Raw genomic sequence first — 18,893 nt, 5'->3', positions numbered from 1 at the left:
TCCGAGGGCTACATTGACGGGAGGCGACATGGCGGCGATTCATATCGGTATTTCAGGCTGGCGCTACACGCCTTGGCGGGGGGAGTTCTACCCCAAGGGGCTAACCCAGAAGCGCGAATTGCAATTCGCTTCACGGGCAGTGAACAGCATCGAAATCAATGGATCGTTTTACGCCCTGCAACGGCCCGAGCGTTATGCCCAGTGGTACGACGAAACCCCGGCGGGCTTCGTGTTCAGCGTCAAGGCGCCGCGTTTTATCACCCACATCAAACGCCTGCGGGACATTCATAAGCCGCTGGCGAATTTCTTCGCTTCCGGGGTGCTGGAACTCAAGGAAAAACTCGGCCCGATCCTCTGGCAGTTTCCACCCAACTTCAAATTCGACCCGCCATTGTTCGAAAGCTTTCTCGAACAATTACCCCACGACACGGAACAGGCCGCAGCCCTCGCCCGCCAACATGAGCCGCGCCTGAATGGTCACGCCAGCATGAAGGCCTACGGCAAAAAGCCGCTGCGCCATGCCGTGGAAATTCGCCACGAAAGTTTTGTCGATCCCGCCTTCGTCCGTCTGCTTAAACGCTACAACACCGCGCTGGTCATTGCCGACACCGCCGGGAAATGGCCGTACCGCGAAGACCTCACCAGTGATTTCGTCTATCTGCGCCTGCACGGTGCCGAAGAGCTCTACGCCAGCGGTTACACCCCACAAGCGCTGAAACGCTGGGGCGACCGGATTGAGGCCTGGTATCAAGGGCAGCAACCGGCAGATCCGCAATTGATCGCGCCTCGGCAAAAACCCAAGACACGCAGATTCCGTGAGGTGTTCTGCTATTTCGATAACGACATAAAAGTCCGTGCACCCTTCGATGCGCGCCGCCTGCTTGAGCGTTTGCATCTCGACAAAGACCTCGCCACCGCACCCGGTGAACCGGTTGCCGAAGGAGTGCTGCCATGAGCATTCCCGAACCGGTCGGCACAACGGATGAACAGCAACCCATCATCAGCACCGTGAGTCGTTTTACCGTGCTGACGGTCAACACCCACAAGGGTTTCACCGCGCTCAACCGACGCTTCATCCTGCCCGAGTTGCGCGAAGCGGTACGCAGTGTGTCCGCCGACGTGGTGTTTTTGCAGGAGGTCCATGGCACCCACGAACATCATCCACAGCGCTACCTCAATTGGCCGGCAATGCCTCAGTACGAATTCCTTGCCGATACCCTGTGGCCGCAATTTGCCTATGGGCGCAACGCGGTCTACCCGGCGGGCGATCACGGCAATGCGCTGTTGTCGAAATTCCAGATTATTCGTCACGACAACCTCGACGTTTCCATCCACGGGCATGAGAACCGTGGAATCCTGCATTGCGTGCTACGGATGCCCGGCGATGGCCGCGAAGTGCATGCCATTTGCGTCCATCTGGGGCTTCGCGAAAGTCACCGCAAGGCACAACTCAAGCTGCTGAGCCAACGTATGGAAGAGTTGCCGGAGGATGCCCCGGTGGTGGTCGCCGGCGACTTCAACGACTGGCGCCTGCGCGCCGATGCGCTGCTCAAGCCCTGCGGTTTGCGCGAGGTATTCGCTGAGTTGCATGGCAAACCAGCGCGCAGTTTCCCGGCGCGTTTGCCGGCGTTGCGCCTGGACCGCATCTACGTGCGCAACCTCAAGGCCAGCCATCCGCAAGTACTGGCGGCACGCCCCTGGTCACACCTTTCCGACCATGCACCGCTATCGGTGGAGATCGAGCTATGACCGGCCCACTGATGGAAAAAACCAGGGTCGAACACGTCTCCGCGCCTCCGCCGGTGCGCAAGCCCGCAGTGGTTGACGTCGAGTATGGTTGGCACGGTAACAATCGCGTCGAACTGCTGGAGAACGGCGAGGAATACTTTCCACGAGTGTTTGAAGCGCTGCGCCAGGCCCAGAGTGAAATCCTGCTGGAGACCTTCATTGTCTTCGAAGACAAGGTCGGCAATGAGCTGCAAAAAATCCTGATTGAAGCGGCTCAACGCGGCGTGCGCATCACCGTCAGCCTCGACGGTTTTGGCTGTGGCGAACTGAGCACGGAGTACCTCGCGGCGCTGAGCAATGCAGGTGTGCGCCTGCAAATATTCGACCCCTCCCCACGGTATCTAGGCATCCGCACCAACTGGTTCCGTCGCTTGCACCGCAAGATTGTGGTGGTCGACGGCACGATTGCGTTCCTCGGCGGAATCAACTTTTCCGCCGACCATTTGGCCGACTTCGGCCCCGAGGCCAAACAGGATTATTCGGTTGAAGTGCAAGGCCCGGCAGTGGCTGATATTCATCATTTTGCCTTGCTGCAAAGTGGTCGCCCGGCCCGGGCCAAGTACTGGTGGCAGCGTCGCAGACAGAGGCGTGCGGAACTGGCGGTCAGCGATCATGATGGTCAGGTACGGCTGGTGTATCGCGACAATGGCGAACATCAGGGCGATATCGAAGAGGTGTACTTGCGGGTACTGCGCGGTGCCCGGCATCGCGTTGTAATCGCCAACGCCTACTTCTTTCCTGGCTATCGGCTGCTGCGGGAGATCCGCAATGCAGCGCGCCGAGGGGGTCGACGTGCGCCTGATTCTTCAGGGGCAACCGGATCTGCGGGTGGCCAGGCTCGCCGCGCGCATGACCTACGACTATCTGCTGCGGGCCGGGGTAGCGATTTACGAATATTGCGACCGTCCCCTGCATGGCAAAGTCGCCCTGGTCGACGAGGACTGGAGCACCGTCGGCTCAAGCAACCTCGACCCGCTGAGCCTGTCCCTGAACCTGGAAGCCAACGTGTTGATCCGCGATCGAGCCTTCAACCGTGACCTGTTCGAGCGTCTCGACGAACTGAGCAGCAACCACTGCAAGGTCATGTCGGCGGACAAGGCACCTCGTGGACGGATCTGGGACATGACCATCGGTTTTCTGGTGTTTCACTTCCTGCGGCATTTCCCGGCATGGGCCGGTTGGTTGCCGGCGCACAAACCGCGCTTGAAACCCTTCATTCATCCGGCCAGGAGCGATAAGGCATGAGCCATTCCGATGCACGGCCTGCCCCTCGCTCCGACACGCCGCGAAAATCCCATTGGCACCGCTGGAAAAAGCCGCTGACGATGCTGTTTTTTTTGGCGTTGATCGTTTTGTTCACGATGCTCGCCGAACGCATCGAATGGGGCGAAGTGTTCGATACCCTGGCCGATTTCAAGGTGCGCACACTGATCATCGCGTCCGGGGTGACGCTGATAAGTTTTCTGGTCTATGCCTGTTTCGACCTGATCGGCCGCACCTACATCCGGCAGAACCTGACCTGGCGGCAGATCCTCCCGGTGGGCATTATCAGCTACGCCTTCAACCTCAACCTGAGCGCCTGGGTCGGCGGCATCGCCATGCGTTATCGGCTGTATTCACGGCTCGGTGTGAGCAAAAGCAACATCGCGAAAATCCTCGGGCTGAGCCTGGCGACTAACTGGTTCGGTTACATGGTGATTGCCGGCACAGTGTTCACCAGCGGACTGGTGAGAATGCCGCCAGGCTGGAAGCTGAGCAGCGGTGCCCTGCAAGGCGTGGGCGCGTTGTTGCTGCTGTTGAGCGCGGGATATCTGGCGGCCTGCCGATTTTCCAGGCGACGGGAGTGGTCGATTCGCGGCGTGGAAATCAACCTGCCGTCGCTGCACATGGCGGTCCTGCAACTGGCCCTCGGCGCGCTGAACTGGTCGCTGATGGCGGCAGTGATTTTCACTCTGCTGCCAAGCAAGCTGGACTATCCGCTGGTGCTTGGCGTGTTGCTGATCAGCGCCATTGCCGGGGTCATCACCCACATTCCGGCCGGGCTCGGTGTGCTGGAGGCGGTGTTCGTGGCATTGCTGCAACATGAGGTCTCGCGGGGAAGCCTGGTGGCGGGGTTGCTCGCTTATCGGGCGATCTATTTCCTCCTGCCATTGTTGATAACGGTGGTGATGTACCTGGTGGTGGAAGCCAAGGCCAAGTCGTTGCGGATTTCGAAAAAGCCTTCTTGAGCAATGTGGTGAGGCGGCTGCCGCTATCGCAAGAACACCGCAAATCTCAACTCGACTGAATGATGCTCAACCGCTCGCCCACCACCATTTCCGTGATCCAGCCCACCAGGATTGAGGTGTACGCCTGTTGCGAGACAGGCTCGCTCAAGGCGTGATCGGCACCATCGATAATCCGGTGAGTCAGCGAGTGGGTCTGCTGACACGCCGCGCGGTAACTCATGATGGTCGCGTGGGGCACATAGGCGTCTGTCTCGGACTCCACCAGCAACACATCCCCGGTAAATTGCGAACAGGCATGCAGCGCACGATTACTGTCGGCGTGGACCCGCGTGCTGCGATAATCGCGCAAATCGAGCTTGTCCAACTCACGCTTGGGCGTGTGCCAGAAGTCGTCGCGATACAACGCCGGCACCCGCAGTGCCAGCCAGCGCACCGGGCGCAAGGAGGTCAGGATCGCCGCCAGATAACCGCCATAACTGGTACCCACCACAGCGACCGCAGAGGTATCGAGCGCCGGGTGCGCGAGCAAGCGGTCGTAGGCCGCCAGCAGGTCACGCAGGTTGTCTTCGCGGGTTACCCGGGACAACGGAATACCGGTCCCGCCGGTATGCCCGCGCAAGTCGAATGTCAGGCACACGCAACCCAACCCGGCGATGCCTTTGGCGCGCTCCAGGTCGCGCTCCTGACTGCCGCCCCAGCCGTGGACGAAAAGCACGCCCGGGACTTTCGATTTGGGGCTGAGGAAGGTTCCGCTCATCTGTTCATCGTCGATGTCGATCGCAATGGTTTCGCTTCTAGCCGTCATAGGATTTGACCGTTACGTACTTGAGAAGAAAGTCACTGTGTTCTGCTGGCCCGCGGTAGACCTCAATGGCGTTGGCCGGCAGCGGTTGATCGGTATAGGTTTCGACCGACGACACGCGAATCGCGCGCAAGCCGGGGTTGTCGACGAAGCTCTGCAGCGCGGCGACTTCAGCACTGCTGGCACCGCCCAGGCGCCAGGATTGTTCGAGCACGCCGCTGCGTTGTTTGCCATCGCAATCCAGCCCTTGGGCGATGTCGTAGTTGCGCCGCGAGGCGTAGAAACCGGGGTAGGCTTCATCAGCCGCGCTGTCGAATACCTGCGCCTGCTGGATCGCCAGCCGCGTGTCGTCCGGTAGTTCCAGCGCCAGCAGGTCCTCGTAATAACCCTGCACCACCAATAGGTTAGACCCTCCATAAACCTGATCGCCCTGACCGTCTTCGGTCAAGTATTGATCACCGCAATAACTCAGCACCTTGTCGCCGATAAAACTCTGACCGACGCTATGGGTGACCACCTCGGTCAAGTCTTGTTCCAGCACCACGCCTTCGGTGAAGAGTGTTTTGGCATCGGGGCGAGCGAGGATGGCGTCGAACTGGTCGAGGCTTTTGATCACTTCCTGACCGCGTCCGGCGCAGGCATGGATAGGTTTCATGCGGATCGGCCCACTGTAGAGCAGATGCTCCGCCGCCGGGCGAGCATCGTCCAGGGAGAACACGCTGAGGCCATCGAGCACAACGCTACGCACCCGTTCGGAAAACAACGGCGACCAGCCTTCGGGCGCGAACGCATAGCGATTCAACAGCCCATGGCTGATGGCTTTGGTGCAAATGAAATCGTGGTCAACGTAACCGCCCCACAAATCCTCCGGCCCTTTGACGCCCAACCGCCGGGCGACAGCAACGCCCACCAGTGTCTGGGTCGGCAACAGATAAACATCACGGCCGCTGTGCAGTTCCAAGTCATAACTGCCGCCGTACTCGAGCCCGACGACCTGCGCCAGCCAACGGGCCAGCGCGCGATTGGTTTCGACTTCGTGCAGCGAGGCGTCGGGGCGCACCGAATGGGCGAGCACCAGTTTCTTGCGGTTTGTTGGGGTCATGCGTTCCCCTTCAATCTGCGCTTGATAAATGTAGCTGAAGGAGGTGCAGAGATCAGGCCAATGGCGGCTGGAGTGAAACGAGTTTCAAATCAGTCGGTTGCGAAATACGCGATAGCACAAGGCCTGTTTTATTCTGCACGACACCTTTCAATACTCCCGGCATTTTGCACGACTCAAAGCCTGGCAAAGATTTAATGTGGGAGCGGGCTTGCTCGCGAAAGCGGTGGGTCAGTTAGCATTAATGTCGACTGATAGGACGCTTTCGCGAGCAAGCCCGCTCCCACATGGTTTGATCTGGTGTGATCTGGCGTGATCTGGCTACCGAGACACAGCTGTGTTTGGCGTTACCCCAAAACGCCCCCGGTAATCACTCGGCGCCAGCCCGGTAATCTTCTTGAACGTTGCCCGAAACGCACTCGGGTCCTGGTAACCCACGGTCCAGGCAATGTGATCAATGGTGCCGTTGGTGAACTCGAGCATTTCCCGGGCTTTGCCGACCCGCAGGTGCTGGCAGTACTCGGTGGGTTTCAACCCGGTTGCCGCACGAAAACGACGCAGGAAGGTGCGCTCTTCCAGCCCCGCCCGCTCGGCCATTGCCGTCAACGAGACATCGGTCGCGCCGGTGCTTTGCAGCCAATGCTGGACCTTGAGAATCGACGCATCGCCATGATTGAGAATCGGTGAAAAATTACTGCCGCACTCGCTCGCGCTGTCGCTGTGTTCCACCACCAGAAACCGCGCCGTGCCGGTGGCGATGCTCGGCCCGAGCAAGCGGTTCACCAACCGCAATCCCAGCTCTGACCAGGCCATCAAACCGGCGGTGGTGATCAGGTCACCATCGTCGACAATCGGCGTGTCGGCCTTGAGCTTGATCGCCGGGTAACGCTCGGCGAAAGCCTTGGCTGAAGTCCAGTGGGTGGTGGCGCTACGGCCGTCGAGCAGGCCGCTTTCGGCCAACAGAATAGAACCCACGCAGACTCCGCCGAGGGTCGCACCGTTGGCATGTTGCTGACGAAGCCAGCGAATCAGCCCTTGGGGCGCCTGCCGCTCGGAAAAACCTCCGATCGAGGGCGGGATCAACACGGCGACCAACGCGCCGGCCGGGCCTGGATGAGTGTCATAGACCCGCTTGGGCACTTGATCGCCCTCGACCTGCCAGTGACTGACCCGCAGCAATGGCAACTGCGCCGCCTGATGCTCGGCGGCGATCCGGTTGGCCACGCCGAACAGGTCCGTCAGCCCATGCACCGCCGCCATCTGCGCACCGGGATAGATCAGCACTCCCAGTTCGGCGACTGCCCTTTCTACACCCATTGTCAGTTTTCCCCCCTTCTATTGTCGGTGCGGCCAATCCTCGAACGAACGGCCAGCACCAATACTTGATTCCACACCAACACACACTTCGAGGAAACAGTCATGGCCAAGCAAGCACTCATCGTAGTCGATATCCAAAACGACTACTTCCCCCAGGGCAAGTGGCCGCTGGTGGGTGCCGATGCCGCAGCTGACAACGCGGTACGGTTGATTCAGGCGTTTCGCGAGGCCGGTGATTCTGTGGTGCACATCCGCCACGAGTTCACCTCCGATGCCGCACCGTTCTTCACGCCAGGCTCCGACGGCGCGAAGCTGCACCCCAAAGTTCTCAACCGCGCCGACGAACCGGTGGTGCTTAAACACTTCGTCAACTCGTTCCGCGAGACCGAACTGCAAGCCATTCTCGACCAGCAAGGCATTGAGCAACTGGTGATCGTCGGGAGCATGAGCCATATGTGCATCGACGGCATCACCCGCGCTGCCGCCGACCTGGGCTACACCGTCACGGTGATTCACGATGCCTGCGCCACCCGTGACCTGGAATTCAACGGCGTCACCGTCCCGGCCGCCCACGTTCATGCCGCCTTCATGTCGGCCTTGGGTTTTGCCTATGCAAGCGTGGTGTCCACTGACGACTTTCTGGCTGGTTAGTTGAGGAACCTGTGGGAGCGGGCTTGCCCGCGATGAGGCCATCACATCCGACATCTTTGTTGACTGTTACATCGCTATCGCGGGCAAGCCCGCTCCCACAGGATTGCGCTTAACTGACTGGGATTGAGTGATAGACCTTCTTTTGTCATACACCTGTGCAACAGTCGAAAAAATCTCACGCGTGAGCTATTGAGGTCCGCAAAAATTGCCTGTAGTGTTTCTCACGCGTGAGATTTTCATAACGGGGTCAGCATCATGAAAAGCAGCTCTCCATCAGATCCGCCTAGCGGATCTGTTACCGATCCAGCGAGCCAAAAGGGAGAGCGCTCGAAACCGTCCGCGAAAAAACCATCCAGCTTCTACATGAAGCAGATGCGCGCGGGCCTGGGTGCCGCCGGGTATGTGAAACACGAGACTTGGGTGCTTCCCGAAAACCGAAGCCTGCTCAAGCAGATGGAGAAACAGCTACGCCAACCGATTCTGGCTGGCTCATTCATGTCGGAGAATTACATGAGCGCAGGTAATAACTGGAACATCGATCGCCTCTACAGCGCCCTTCAGGCCCTCGACGAAGTGGTTTCGAACGACATCACCCTCTCCCTCGTTCAAGGCTCCGAGTCCAGCATCAAGCTGGAAATGAACGATTTCGGTGGCTTGCCGATTTACATCGCCGTGGTTGGCGATCAGGTCATCGTCGATACCGTTCTGGTCGATGTCGAGTCCATCAACGACGTGCCGGCATTCAATGATGCCGTGCTGCGCAGCCGGGAAATGTTCCCGCTGTCCTCGATCGGTATCGAGTCCATGCCCAATGGGCAGGTCGTTTACAACATGTTCGGCGCTCTGAGCTCCGACTCCAGCCTGACCAACGTCGTGACCGAGGTCAAAACCCTCGTCGACAACGTCCAGCGCGCCAGCGAAGCCTTTGAACGTTTCTTCATCTAATTTTTCGGGAACAGGAAATATCCAATGACTCAGTCCATCTGGAGCAAATTGTTCACCGCGTTGCGTGGCGGTGCCAACGAAGTCGGCGAATCGATCGTCGACCAGCAGGCCCTGCGCATCCTCGACCAGGAAATTCGTGATGCTGACAGCGCGCTGGCCAACGCCAAGCGTGAGCTGGTCACCATCATGGCCAAGCACAAACTGTCGGCTGATCGCGTCAGCGAGTACAACGCCAAGATCAAGGATCTGGAATCCAAGGCCCTGGCCGCGATCCAGGCCAACCGGGAAGATCTGGCACTGGAAGTGGCCGAAGCCATTTCGACCCTGACCAATGAACTGGATGTCGAGCAAAAGCAGGCCACCGAATTCGGCGGTTACGCGGACAACATGCGCAAAGACATCACCAAGGCTGAAAGCCGCATCAAAAGCCTGCGCCAGCAAGTGGACATGGCCAAGGCGCGTGAAAGCGTACAGAAAGCCCAGGTCAGTGCTTCGATCGCCAGTGGCGGCGCCAACGGCAAGCTGGAAACCGCCGTCGGTACGCTGAACCGCCTGCAAGCCAAGCAGCAGCAACGCGCCGCTGAACTGAACGCCCAGGACGAACTGGCCGATGCGTCGACCGGCACCGACCTGGAGCGCAAGCTGCGCGAAGCCGGCATCACGCCGAACGAAGGCAGCGCCAATGCGATTCTGGAACGCCTGAAGAAAAAATCGGCTGAGTAACCCGGTTAGGGCATTCATTGCCTTGATGTCAGTCAGGCAAGCGCACTGAACCTGTGGCGAGGGAGCTTGCTCCCGCTGGACTGCGCAGCAGTCCCCTTCTTTTGCAATATAGGGGGGCCGCTTCGCGACCCAACGGGAGCAAGCTCCCTCGCCACAATGTTACTCAGCGCTCGTTCTATCTCTTAACTGACAGGCATTAATTCAATGTCCTTCTTTTTGCCGAGTCGAGGTCACGGATGGATGCCCTGAAGGGTTTCAAGACAATCGCAGGCGTGGCCCTCTTCATGGTCGCGCTGCAACTGCTCAATGTGGCGACCGGCTACAGCCTTGTTGCCTTCGGCCTGGTGCCGAGAACATTGCACGGACTGGTCGGCATCATCACCTCGCCTTTCTTGCACGGGTCCTTTGCGCACCTGAGCACCAACCTGATTGCCTTTTTGATTCTCGGTACCCTGGTCATCGTCGAAGGGCTCAACCGGTTCATCGCTGTCAGCGCCATCATTATTCTGCTGGGCGGCTCGCTGGTCTGGCTGTTCGGTTTTGCAGGCGTACACATCGGCGCCAGTGGATGGGTATTCGGGCTGTGGGCGTACCTCCTGTCGCGCGCCTGGTTCCAGAGGAGCTGGAGCAACCTGATAACGGCCAGTGTCGTGGTCCTGCTCTATGGCGGCCTGATTTTTGGTTTCTTTCCTCGCCAGGGCATGTCTTTCGAAGGGCACATCTTTGGTGCGATCGCCGGATTTATTGCAGCCAAGGTACTGTTATCTACGCTGCGCAGCAGGTTTAATGCCGCCCGGTAACCGCATTTGAGCACTCAGACGCCAGAGCGATTACGTCGCCAGGAATGAGCCCCCATGGAGTCAGGGATGTAATGTCGATTTTCCTTTTATTGCGCACGTACGCCTCGTCCTTCTTCCATCGGTTCGGCTGGGCAGGCTTGGCCATTGCGCTGGGCATACACTTGAGCACGGCCTATATCGGCCTGGTGCTTCTGGGCGAACAACACCTCACCGCCCCCGCCACGTTTACCTACTTCTATCTCACCACCACGCTCACCGTCGGCTATGGCGATCTCGCGCCACAGACATCGGCGGGACGAATTTTCGTGGCTACCTGGGTCATGCTCGGGGGCATTGCGCTGCTGACGGCAGCCATCGGCAAAACCACCAGCAGCGTCATCGATGTATGGAGAAAAGGCATGAAGGGCAAAGGCGATTTCACCGGCAAGGTCGGCCACACTGTTCTCATCGGCTGGGAAGGCGCGTCCAGCGAGCGGGTCATTGAATTATTGCTGCAGGACGAAACCTCCAATGACAACCTGATCGTCATTTGCGATTGCGACCTCGAAGAAAATCCCATGCCGGGTAAAGCGGACTTTATCAAAGGCGAAAGCCTGTCCTCTGCCGCGCTTTTGCTGCGGGCCGGCGTTCCCGGTGCCGAACGCGTCCTGGTGCGAACACATTCAGACGACCTGACCCTGGCCACCGTGCTGGCGGTCAATCAACTGAGCCCTGTCGGGCATGTGGTCGCCCACTTCAATGAAAGTGAAATCGCCGCCCTTGCCAGCGCCTACGCACCCAGCCTGGAATGCACCTCAAGCATGGCCATCGAGATGTTGGTGCGCGCCTCTCAGGATCCGGGCTCCTCAGTGGTCATCAATGAATTGCTGTGCGTGGGTCAAGGCGCCACCCAATACCTGATGAGACTGCCCGAGACCTTTGAAGCAACGTTCGGCGATCTGTACGCACAGATGAAAGAGCGCCACAACGCTACCCTGATCGGCTACCGCGCCAAAGGCGCCCGACAGCCTTGGATCAACCCGCCCGGCGCCACTCGCGTTGAGGGCGGCGAACTCTTCTACATCGCCTCCACTCGCCTCAAGGAAATCACCAATGGGATGGTTTAAACAGTTGATGGGGCTTGAGGCCCCGAAAGCGAATACAGAATCGAAATGGACAGCCAACGAAACCCTGCCCGCCATCGGTCCGCTGGGCCTGGCATTGGGCAAAGAGGTGATGTTCGACACCACCCTGAAATTGTTGCTCGACGGCAACACCACCGTGGTCATCCCTGGCTCCCAACAGATCTGGAGCGCTGGCACTGTTGATCTCGGGCAGTCGAACTGGCTGTCACGCTACTACATGAACGATGAAGACTACTGGCTGCAAGTGCATACCACCGGCGATATCGCCGGACAGGTCGAATCGGTGATCCTGTTCAATTACCTCAGTTACGTCACCATCAACAGTGAATCTGAGCTGCGTCGGCTGGCCGGTCCTCAAAGCCTGATCGGCCTGCCGACCTACACCCACAACGGTGTCGAATACACCCGCGAATGGGGCACCGAGAGCGGCCAGACAGAACTGGTGACACTGAGCGAACACCTGAAAAACCCGGATGAGTCCTACCGCATCGAGCATCGTTCGATGCTGTACGCCCGCGAAACCGGCCTGACCGATCGCCGGGAATTCCTGCTGTTTTCCGTCGAAGAAGACGCCGAAGGCACCATCAGCTTGAGCACTTCGTTGGGCATTTCGCTGTACACCACCGACCTGAACACTTTTTAAAAAGGAAGAAGTCCATGCTTGAAGCGCTCTCCATCTCCCTGAATAAAGCCGCCGTGCTCGGGTTTGTTTCGTACATCCTCGGCGCCGCCGTGCTGTTCGCGCTGTTCCAGTTCATCTACACCCGAATCACCCCGCACAGAGAGTTCGAACTGATCCGTTCGGGCAACGTTTCGGCCGCGATCGCGCTGAGTGGCGCCATCATCGGTTTCGCCATTCCGGCCAGCAATGTGATTGCCTACTCGATCAGCATTCTGGATTTTGTCGTCTGGGCAGTGATCGCCGCTTTCGTACAACTGCTGGCGTTCCTGGTGACCAGCCTGGTGCTCAAAGGCGCCTCTGAACGCATTAAAAAGGGCGAGATCGCTGCGGGTATCTATGTCGCGGCAGTGGCCATCAGCGTCGGCATGTTGAACGCCGCGTGCATGACCCCTTCCCAGAACTGATTGCGCCACGGAGATCCCGATGAAACGAAGCAAGTACGTTCAGCTCTCCCTGGCCGCGTCGGTCGCCATGGCGATCTCAGGCTGCGGGCCAACGGAAAAACCTACGAGATACACAAAAAATACAACTTCCAGTCCGTTCAGCAGTGCGCGGATGAAAAGCTCCCGGTCGATATCTGTTCTGACGCCTACATGAAGGCCATGGCCGAGCATCGCCGCATTGCGCCGGTGTACGACAGCCAGGCTGATTGTGACGCCGACTTTGTTGCCGACTGGTGCCAGCAGGACTCCGCTGGCAAGTTCATCCCCAAACTCGGCGGTTTCGAACTGAACGCCGATGGCGAGGTGACACAAGCCGAAGTGGACGCGGCCAAGGCCAAACTGCCCGCGTCGGAAGCGAGCGCCGCAGGGTCGGGCTTCTCTGGCAGCAGCCTGCTGACCGGCCTGCTGATCGGCAATATGCTCAGTAACAACCGCAACAGTTACTACTCCGAACCGGTCTACCGCTATCGCGATGATCGCGGCAGCTACTCGTCCTCGACACTCAGCCAGCGGGTCTCGTCAGGTTCGACCTTCAACAGGTCCAATCAGGCGCGCTACGGCAGTAGCGGCAGTTACACCGACACCATCACCCGCAGCAAGGCGGCGTCTGTTGCCTCGGCCACCTCTCGCGGCGGCTTCGGCAGCCAGGCCAGTGCACGCAGTGGTTGGGGTGGATCAAGCAAGAGCTTTGGCGGTTCGAGCAGCTAAGGAAACAGGGCCATGAAGAAAATCCTCTGCGCAGAGCGTCATGATTGGAAACAGACCGCCGAAAGTCTTGGCTTTCTGTTTCATACCATCGACGACGAACCCTATTGGGATGAGAGCGCGTATTACCAGTTCACGCTCAAACAGATCGAGAACGATCTCGAAGACCCGACCACCGAGATTCATGAGATGTGCATGGACCTGGTGGCCCGCGTGGTTCAGAGCGAGGAGTTGCTGGAGCGTCTGAGCATTCCTGCGCCCTTCTTCGACATGGTTCGCACTTCATGGCTCGAAGGCCACCCGCACCTGTATGGGCGCATGGATTTCTCCTACAACGGCACCGGGCCGGCCAAGTTGCTGGAACTCAACTACGACACGCCGACCAGCCTGTATGAAGCCGCGGCGTTTCAGTGGGGCTGGCTGGAGCAATGCATCGAACGCGGCTTGCTACCCGGGCACGTCGATCAGTTCAACAGTATCGACACCAAGCTGCATCAAGCCTTTGCCCAGCTGCAGCTCAAACAGCCCTTCTATTTCGCCTCGATGAAAGACTCGGTCGAAGACAAAGGCACCACTGACTATCTGCGCCTGATCGCGGAAAAGGTCGGTATCGAATCGCGACACATCGATATCGAGGACATCGGCCTCACCAACGAAGGACGTTTCGTCGATTTAGAAGATCGCTGGATTCCTCACCTGTTCAAGCTGCATGCCTGGGAATTTATCTTCCATGAGCCCTTCGGTGCAGCGATTGCTCAGAGCGACACACAGTTTTTCGAGCCGGCCTGGAAATCGATCATTTCCAACAAGGGCATCCTGCCGCTGCTGTGGGAGTTCAACAAAGGTCACCCGAACCTGCTCGCGGCGCACCTGGATGTCGACCCAAGCAAAGCAGTGCCCAAAGGCTGGGTCCGCAAACCGTTCTTCTCCCGGGAAGGCGCCAACATCGAGCTGCAAACCGCTGACGGTCTGATCGTGAAAGAGGACGGCCCCTACACCGACGCGCCGTTTATCCTTCAGGAGTTCGCCCCGCTGCCGAAGTTTGGCGACAGCTTTACGCTGGTTGGCTCTTGGGTGATCGGCGATCAGGCTGCCGGTATTGGCGTGCGAGAAGACAACAGTTTGATCACTAAGGATTCGAGCCGTTTCTTGCCGCATCTGATACTCGACTGACCCATCCATCGCCGGTGTGGACATAAGTACGATGCCCGCAAGACTTACGGCTGAAATACCGGATAATGGCGGCCAAATCGTCTAGCCCGTTATTCTGGTAATCCCCCATGGAAATCAAGGTCAACTTTCTCGATAACCTTCGACTTGAAGCCAAGTTCGATGACTTCACGGTGGTGGCCGACCAACCTATCCGCTATAAGGGAGATGGCTCGGCACCTGGTCCATTCGACTATTTCCTGGCTTCATCGGCGTTGTGTGCGGCTTATTTCGTGAAGTTGTACTGCGACACTCGCAGTATTCCCACGGATAACATCCGCCTGTCGCAGAACAACATTGTTGATCCGGAAAACCGCTACAACCAGATTTTCAAGATCCAGGTCGAGTTGCCGGCGGACATCTCCGACAAGGACCGCCAAGGCATCCTGCGTTCCATCGACCGTTGCACCGTGAAAAAAGTGGTGCAAGCCGGGCCTGAGTTTGTGATCGAAGAGGTGGATAACCTCGACGCCGATGCCCAGGCGTTGCTGATGCCTGCGTCTAATTCAGAGGCGCATACCTATATCGCGGGCAAGGATCTGCCGCTGGAGCAAACCATCGCCAACATGTCGGCCATTCTGGCGGACCTGGGCATGAAGATTGAAATCGCTTCGTGGCGCAATATCGTGCCCAATGTGTGGTCGCTGCATATCCGCGACGCGCACTCGCCGATGTGCTTTACCAACGGCAAGGGCGCGACCAAAGAAGGCGCGTTGGCGTCGGCGCTGGGCGAGTTTATCGAGCGACTCAACTGCAACTTCTTCTACAACGACCAGTTCTGGGGCGAAGACATCGCCAACGCAGCGTTTGTACACTACCCGGACGAACGCTGGTTCAAGCCTGGCCGCAAGGATGAGCTGCCAACTGAAATTCTCGACGAATACTGCCTGAAGATTTACAACCGTGACGGCGAGCTGCGCGGCTCCCATCTGATCGATACCAACTCGGGCAATGAAGAGCGCGGCATCTGCTCGCTGCCGTACGTGCGCCAGTCGGACGGCGAGGTGGTGTATTTCCCGTCCAACCTGATTGAAAACCTGTTCCTGAGCAACGGCATGAGTGCCGGTAACACGCTGGCCGAAGCCCAGGTGCAGTGCCTGTCGGAGATCTTCGAGCGCGCGGTAAAACGCGAAATCATCGAAGGTGAATTTGCATTGCCGGATGTGCCGGCCGATGTGCTGGCGAAGTACCCCGGGATACTGGCCGGGATTCAGGCGCTGGAAGCGCAAGGGTTCCCCGTGTTGGTGAAGGATGCGTCCCTGGGTGGTGAATTCCCGGTGATGTGCGTCACGTTGATGAACCCGCGTACCGGCGGCGTGTTCGCCTCGTTCGGCGCGCATCCGAGCCTGGAAGTGGCGCTGGAACGCAGCCTGACCGAATTACTGCAGGGCCGCAGCTTCGAAGGCCTCAACGACTTGCCCCAGCCGACTTTTGAAGGTCACGCAGTAACCGAGCCGAATAACTTCGTCGAGCACTTCATCGACTCCAGCGGCGTGGTGTCGTGGCGCTTCTTCAGTGCCAAGTCGGATTACGAATTCGTGGAGTGGGACTTCTCTGGCCAGGGTGAAAACTCGAATGCCGAGGAAGCCGCGACCTTGTTCGGCATTCTTGAAGGCATGGGCAAGGAAATGTACATGGCGGTCTACGAGCATATCGGCGCGAAGGCGTGCCGCATCCTGGTGCCGAACTATTCGGAAATCTATCCCGTGGACGATCTGATCTGGGATAACACCAACAAAGCGCTGTTTTTCCGCGCCGACATCCTGAACCTGCATCGCCTGGACGAAGACGAACTGCAAGCGCTGGTTGAGCGCCTGGTGGAAAGTGAGCTGGACGACTACACCGACATCACCTCCTTGATCGGCATCGAATTTGACGACAATACGGCTTGGGGTCAGCTGACGATCCTGGAGTTGAAGCTGCTGATTTATCTCGCCTTGCAACAGTTTGAAGAGGCGAAAGAGGCGGTAGAAATGTTCCTGCAGTACAACGACAACACGGTTGAGCGTGGCTTGTTCTACCAGGCCGTCAATGTGGTGCTGGAGATGAAGCTGGACGAGGACCTGGAACTGGAAGACTACGAGGCCAATTTCCGCCGGATGTTTGGCAACGAGCGGATGGATGCAGCGATCGGATCGGTGGACAGCAGCGTGCGTTTCCATGGATTGACGCCGACCAGCATGAAACTGGAGGGGCTCGACAGGCACCTGCGGTTGATCGAAAGCTACAAGAAACTGCACTCGGCACGGGCCAATGTGGCCACTTTATTCAGTTAACAGCGCCCACAAAAAAGCGAAGCCAGATCACTGGCTTCGCTTTTTTTTATTACTTACTGGATAGCAGCTTTTTTAGAACGGGATATCGTCATCAAAGCTGTCGAAATCCGGAGCCGGCTGAGGAGCGGCCTGCTGCTGTGGCGCCGGGCGCGACTGTTGCGGTGCCGACTGCTGCGGACGCGGAGCCTGTTGGCGTGGGGCCGGGGCGGACTGCTGGTAGTTGTTACCCCCGCCTTGTTGGTCGCCCTGTTGTGGACGGCCGCCCAGCAGTTGCATGGTGCCTTGCATGTCGACCACGATTTCAGTGGTGTAACGCTTGATACCGTCTTTTTCCCACTCGCGGGTCTGCAGCTTGCCTTCGATGTACACCTGCGAACCTTTGCGCAGGTATTCGCCGGCAATTTCGGCCACCTTGCCGAACATCGACACACGGTGCCATTCGGTCTTCTCGACCTTCTGACCGGTTTGCTTGTCGGTCCACTGTTCGCTGGTCGCCAGACTCAGGTTGGTCACGGCGTTACCGTTAGGCAAGTAGCGAACTTCGGGATCCTGGCCGCAAGTGCCGACCAATATGACTTTGTTAACCCCACGGGCCATAACGTTCTCCTAGGCTACGCACGCTGCCCCGGCCGGGTTGTTCACCAAGCGCTCAAGGGTGGTGCGATCCAATAGTTCTGTGTCCAATTTGATGTAAATCGCCGCTTCATCTTCGACGATCACTGCATCTGTTACCCCTACGACGGCCTTCAGGCGCTCGACCAGACCCGCTTCGCGGATCGCCTCGGGCGACAACGGCAAGCGCAGGCTCGTGACGTAAGGTGGTTCGCGCATGGTAACAGCAAAGGCCAGCCAGAGGGCAGCCAGGCCGGCGCATCCGAGGAATACAACCGACAAACCGCCGTGCTGGAACATCCAGCCGCCGAGGATCCCGCCCAGCGCCGAACCGAGGAACTGGCTGGTGGAATAAACCCCCATTGCCGTGCCTTTGCCGCCTGCTGGTGAAACCTTGCTGATCAGCGATGGCAAGGAGGCTTCCAGCAGATTGAACGCGGTGAAGAACACCACCGTACCAATCACCAGAGCCCGCAAGCTATCGCCGAACTGCCAGAAGAATAGCTCAGTGAGCATCAGCGTCACGACGGCACCGAGCAAAACTCGTTTCATTTTGCGTCGCTTCTCGCCGTAGATAATGAACGGGATCATGGCGAAGAAGGAGATCAGCAGCGCGGTCAGGTACACCCACCAGTGCTGTTCCTTGGGCAGCCCAGCCTTTTCGACCAAGGCCAGGGGTAATGCAACGAAGCTCGACATCAACATCGCGTGCAACACAAAAATGCCCAGGTCCAGACGCAGCAAGTCCGGATGTTTGAGTGTCGGTATCAGCGCCTGACGCGCGACGCCAGACTCGCGGTGCTGCAACGGCCCGGTTGCGCGCGGCACCATGAACATCACGATGACGATACCGAACAGCGCCATCCCGCCGGTGGCAAAGAACAACCCGGACAGGCCAAAGACACGGGTCAGCAATGGTCCTACAACCATGGCGACAGCGAACGACAGACCAATCGTCATGCCGATCATGGCCATGGCTTTGGTCCGATGCTGTTCCCGAGTCAGGTCTGACAGCAACGCCATGACCGCCGCGGAAATCGCCCCGGCGCCTTGCAGGATGCGTCCGGCGATGACGCCCCAGATCGAATCGGCATTGGCCGCCAGCACACTCCCCAAGGCGAAGATGATCAGCCCCAGGTAAATCACCGGACGTCGACCGATGCGGTCGGAAATGAAGCCAAAAGGAATCTGAAAGATCGCCTGGGTCAGGCCGTAAGCGCCAATCGCCAACCCGATGAGGGCCGGGGTCGCTCCTGCCAGGTCCATCCCATAGGTCGCCAGAACCGGCAACACCATGAACATGCCAAGCATACGGAAGGCGAACACCAGGGCCAGACCGCTTGCTGCGCGGGTCTCACTGCCACTCATGCGTTCGCTGTGGGGATCGTGCATGGAAAAACCTCATGTGAACCGGCGGCGATTCTACCAGTCCCATCGATTGACGGGGTATATCGCGACGCTATGACGCGCACAGATGACGCAGTCTTCA

Annotated in this window: 17 protein-coding genes and 2 pseudogenes; 14 read left to right on the top strand and 5 right to left on the bottom strand. The window is 58.6% G+C overall.

Features of this window, described 5'->3' with window-relative positions:
* The first annotated feature begins 28 nt into the window (after positions 1 to 28).
* From AB4O41_RS20240 to AB4O41_RS20225, 4 genes and pseudogenes are all read left to right on the top strand, one after another.
* Positions 29 to 955, top strand: a complete 927-nt coding sequence (locus AB4O41_RS20240) for a DUF72 domain-containing protein (RefSeq protein WP_460144403.1) — start codon at positions 29 to 31, stop codon at positions 953 to 955.
* Positions 952 to 1,749, top strand: coding sequence for an endonuclease/exonuclease/phosphatase family protein (locus AB4O41_RS20235; protein WP_460144402.1), 798 nt, complete (start codon positions 952 to 954; stop codon positions 1,747 to 1,749). Before AB4O41_RS20240 ends, AB4O41_RS20235 begins: the two co-directional genes overlap by 4 nt.
* Positions 1,746 to 3,033 (top strand): annotated as a pseudogene (gene clsB, locus AB4O41_RS20230) (cardiolipin synthase ClsB). Before AB4O41_RS20235 ends, clsB begins: the two are co-directional and overlap by 4 nt.
* Entirely contained in the window at positions 3,030 to 4,016 is a 987-nt protein-coding gene (locus AB4O41_RS20225) for a lysylphosphatidylglycerol synthase domain-containing protein (protein ID WP_460144401.1), read from the top strand. Before clsB ends, AB4O41_RS20225 begins: the two are co-directional and overlap by 4 nt.
* Positions 4,017 to 4,062: 46 nt before the next feature.
* Here AB4O41_RS20225 and AB4O41_RS20220 read toward each other — a convergent pair whose 3' ends face one another.
* From AB4O41_RS20220 to AB4O41_RS20210, 3 genes are all read right to left on the bottom strand, one after another.
* Positions 4,063 to 4,821, bottom strand: a complete 759-nt coding sequence (locus AB4O41_RS20220; protein ID WP_460144400.1) for an alpha/beta hydrolase family protein — start codon at positions 4,819 to 4,821, stop codon at positions 4,063 to 4,065.
* On the bottom strand, positions 4,811 to 5,920 hold the full coding sequence (locus AB4O41_RS20215; protein WP_460144399.1) for a DUF3182 family protein: 1,110 nt from the start codon (positions 5,918 to 5,920) through the stop codon (positions 4,811 to 4,813). The genes AB4O41_RS20220 and AB4O41_RS20215 overlap by 11 nt, the downstream gene beginning before the upstream one ends.
* Positions 5,921 to 6,238: 318 nt before the next feature.
* The gene (locus AB4O41_RS20210; RefSeq protein WP_460144398.1) at positions 6,239 to 7,234 is read right to left on the bottom strand and encodes a GlxA family transcriptional regulator; all 996 of its coding nucleotides are present in this window, start codon (positions 7,232 to 7,234) and stop codon (positions 6,239 to 6,241) included.
* Between the two features lie 102 nt (positions 7,235 to 7,336).
* Here AB4O41_RS20210 and AB4O41_RS20205 point away from each other — a divergent pair, with 102 nt between their 5' ends.
* The 10 genes and pseudogenes from AB4O41_RS20205 to AB4O41_RS20160 all read left to right on the top strand — a co-directional run bounded on the left by AB4O41_RS20205 (position 7,337) and on the right by AB4O41_RS20160 (position 16,792).
* Entirely contained in the window at positions 7,337 to 7,885 is a 549-nt protein-coding gene (locus AB4O41_RS20205; RefSeq protein WP_460144397.1) for a cysteine hydrolase family protein, read from the top strand.
* Between the two features lie 363 nt (positions 7,886 to 8,248).
* Positions 8,249 to 8,830 (top strand): YjfI family protein, encoded by a 582-nt coding sequence (locus tag AB4O41_RS20200; protein WP_030131197.1) that lies wholly within the window; start codon positions 8,249 to 8,251, stop codon positions 8,828 to 8,830.
* Positions 8,831 to 8,854: 24 nt separating this feature from the next.
* On the top strand, positions 8,855 to 9,553 hold the full coding sequence (locus AB4O41_RS20195) for a PspA/IM30 family protein (RefSeq protein ID WP_223485559.1): 699 nt from the start codon (positions 8,855 to 8,857) through the stop codon (positions 9,551 to 9,553).
* 236 nt (positions 9,554 to 9,789) lie between these two features.
* Positions 9,790 to 10,353 carry a rhomboid family intramembrane serine protease gene (locus AB4O41_RS20190; protein ID WP_460144396.1) on the top strand — a complete coding sequence of 188 codons (564 nt, stop codon included), beginning with the start codon at positions 9,790 to 9,792 and terminating at the stop codon, positions 10,351 to 10,353.
* 71 nt (positions 10,354 to 10,424) lie between these two features.
* Positions 10,425 to 11,459 (top strand): ion channel, encoded by a 1,035-nt coding sequence (locus AB4O41_RS20185; RefSeq protein WP_460144395.1) that lies wholly within the window; start codon positions 10,425 to 10,427, stop codon positions 11,457 to 11,459.
* Positions 11,446 to 12,120: a DUF2491 family protein gene (locus AB4O41_RS20180; protein WP_460144394.1), complete on the top strand. Its 675-nt coding sequence runs from the start codon at positions 11,446 to 11,448 to the stop codon at positions 12,118 to 12,120. The genes AB4O41_RS20185 and AB4O41_RS20180 overlap by 14 nt, the downstream gene beginning before the upstream one ends.
* Before the next feature lie 14 nt (positions 12,121 to 12,134).
* The gene (locus AB4O41_RS20175; protein ID WP_367373147.1) at positions 12,135 to 12,563 is read left to right on the top strand and encodes a DUF350 domain-containing protein; all 429 of its coding nucleotides are present in this window, start codon (positions 12,135 to 12,137) and stop codon (positions 12,561 to 12,563) included.
* 19 nt (positions 12,564 to 12,582) lie between these two features.
* Positions 12,583 to 13,310, top strand: a pseudogene (locus AB4O41_RS20170) (DUF1190 domain-containing protein).
* A 12-nt stretch (positions 13,311 to 13,322) separates the two neighbouring features.
* Positions 13,323 to 14,480 (top strand): glutathionylspermidine synthase family protein, encoded by a 1,158-nt coding sequence (locus tag AB4O41_RS20165; protein ID WP_460144393.1) that lies wholly within the window; start codon positions 13,323 to 13,325, stop codon positions 14,478 to 14,480.
* A gap of 107 nt (positions 14,481 to 14,587) precedes the next feature.
* Positions 14,588 to 16,792, top strand: coding sequence for an OsmC domain/YcaO domain-containing protein (locus tag AB4O41_RS20160; RefSeq protein WP_460144392.1), 2,205 nt, complete (start codon positions 14,588 to 14,590; stop codon positions 16,790 to 16,792).
* Positions 16,793 to 16,864: 72 nt separating this feature from the next.
* Here the strand turns inward: AB4O41_RS20160 and AB4O41_RS20155 are convergent, their stop codons facing one another.
* Positions 16,865 to 17,389, bottom strand: a complete 525-nt coding sequence (locus AB4O41_RS20155; RefSeq protein ID WP_007896798.1) for a single-stranded DNA-binding protein — start codon at positions 17,387 to 17,389, stop codon at positions 16,865 to 16,867.
* A gap of 9 nt (positions 17,390 to 17,398) precedes the next feature.
* Entirely contained in the window at positions 17,399 to 18,796 is a 1,398-nt protein-coding gene (locus AB4O41_RS20150; protein WP_460144391.1) for an MFS transporter, read from the bottom strand.
* Positions 18,797 to 18,893: the final 97 nt, after the last annotated feature.

It is taken from the genome of Pseudomonas sp. S2_A02 (genome assembly GCF_054668495.1).
This window is presented reverse-complemented; position numbering and strand designations above follow the sequence as displayed.